At 44.2% G+C, this 2,017-nt stretch carries 3 protein-coding genes; 1 reads left to right on the top strand and 2 read right to left on the bottom strand.

What is annotated here, in order from left to right:
• A partial coding sequence (locus tag RTK32_RS21245; RefSeq protein WP_312047398.1) for a hypothetical protein occupies window positions 1–190 on the bottom strand: 190 nt, incomplete at its 3' end.
• A 338-nt stretch (window positions 191–528) separates the two neighbouring features.
• Between RTK32_RS21245 and RTK32_RS21240 the strand changes: the two genes are divergently transcribed.
• Window positions 529–681, top strand: coding sequence for a SymE family type I addiction module toxin (locus tag RTK32_RS21240; RefSeq protein WP_312047396.1), 153 nt, complete (start codon window positions 529–531; stop codon window positions 679–681).
• Window positions 682–728: 47 nt separating this feature from the next.
• Here the strand turns inward: RTK32_RS21240 and RTK32_RS21235 are convergent.
• Window positions 729–2,017: hypothetical protein (locus tag RTK32_RS21235; protein WP_312047395.1), on the bottom strand; the 1,289-nt coding region annotated here is incomplete at its 5' end.

Here is a 2,017-nt window from a genome sequence, read left to right as displayed (position 1 = left end):
CGCCTGCCAGCATCGTATTGGCGTAATCCGTTACCAGCAGATTGAAATCATCTGCGGTCAGTGCCCCGGATTTATACATTGAAAGCAGCTGTTCTCCTGCCGCTTTCTCTTGCTGACGGTAGTCATTACGAACCGCTCGTTCGCACTCACCGTCTGTGCAGGCCGTAAATCGCCCTTGAAGCTCATCCATACCACCGATACCGGCATCTTTTAACTTCTCATACAGCGCACGGCTTCTGTCATCAAGATTTTCAATGCCACGCTTATTGGACAGAAAATTATCAATGCCTGCCGCCTGGCTGGTAAGATCGCGTCCGGCCTTAAGCGCTAAGTCTTCTCCGCTGGTCAGCGTCGTGCGATCCAGACCGGTAGAATGAGTTCACGTTTACCCTGTACAGCATCCTGGCAGGCCGTCGCGCTGTTGAGATGCAGATCGTTACCCGCGCTCAACGTCACGTCCTATGTACCTGCGATGTTGCTACCGCCCATAACCGCGCTGTCAGCAGATCGCGGGCGCATTATTATAGAGTGGGGTACCGGCCTAATATAGGCCAGCCGAACCCGCTGCCACAGCTTACCATTAAAGGTCGCTGGCTGGAGGCTCTGGGATTTGCGACCGGGCAGAGGCTCGATGTGATCGCCGGGCCGGGGCAGTTGATTATCCTTCTGGCTAAGGTTTAATCTACAGATAAAAAATCCTGGGAAGGTAAAAACCCCCAAGATATTAGCTACATATATAACTTCCAAAAATTCATGCCATTAATAAGCCAATACTGTTCTTTATCAGGTACTAATAACCCAAAATCACTATTTGCTTGTGCATTCCAATCTGACGGCACTGATTTTTCGTGCTGCCTGTCCCAATCTGTATGGCGATATATTTTTTTATCGAAATTGATATAAAACCTGGGGAGACGCATTCGCCAACTATCCCATTCAGGAGATACTGGCTCTGTAAGAAAAGATAAAAACGTCTCGATATACTCATAAAAATCAATAAGGATTTTGCTATCCCTGTTTGAGACAAAAAAATCACGCATCCAGTCAATAGAATAAACAGCTACATTGTTTTTTACAATGTAGCTTCTGAAATTATCTTTGGATAAAATGGGTATCCCATTTCTAAATGAGTTAACAGCCTGCTCATACAGTTCGGCTTTCATCCATCCTTCATCAATATAAAACTTATACTCCGGCCTCACATCAATACAGTAATTAACTTTACTATCAAAAACATAGTAGTGTTTTCCATCTAAGACAAAAATGGCTATGTCTTTTTCACCATTATAAATATTGTCAAGCAAACTCTGATAACTACTTTCTAAATTCATGCAAAACTCCTCTTTGGTCAGTACCCGAGCATTTGACGAGTTATTTTCGATCAGTTTATCCCAGATCTTAGGTAACTCAAGAGATACACTAGGTTGTCCTTTTGTCGGATCAACAATCTTAGGAGCATTGGGATCTTTAGGTACTCCTGGAAGCGGTTTTTGAGGCACAGCCGCATCCATTATCTGTTTATGAATTTTTGCATCTACTTCAAAAACAACTACACTTCCATCCTGCCTTCCGTTAGTCAGATAATATGCAGCATGATTTGGTCCATTAGTACTAACACATAACTGTCCACTACACCCTGAATTAATAGTCACACTTCCGTCTGAATTTACATTAATTCTATTCTGGCTAGTTTGTGTTCCGCTGCCGCCACCTTCAACCCTAAAATAGGTTTCTGAGGAAGGCTTAGTCGTCAATTTATTGGTGGCAGAGTTGACGATGCTGCTTCCTTTTCTCGCTCCCTGCAATACTTTATTGAAAGCCAGCCCGGACGCAAACTTTATCACATCCTGTCCGGATGCTCCGTTATCCAGCAGGTTCATCACGCCATTAACATCAACAGGCGACAACGTCGATGAAATAACGTTATTTTTAAGCGCCAGGTCGTGTATTTTCTCGTCGCTTAATCCCTGCGACTTCCATTCTGCGATTTGCTGGCTGCCTTTAATCGCTGCAACGT

It is taken from the genome of Erwinia sp. (genome assembly GCF_031978025.1).
In the GTDB taxonomy this organism is placed as follows: domain Bacteria; phylum Pseudomonadota; class Gammaproteobacteria; order Enterobacterales; family Enterobacteriaceae; genus Erwinia.
This window is presented reverse-complemented; position numbering and strand designations above follow the sequence as displayed.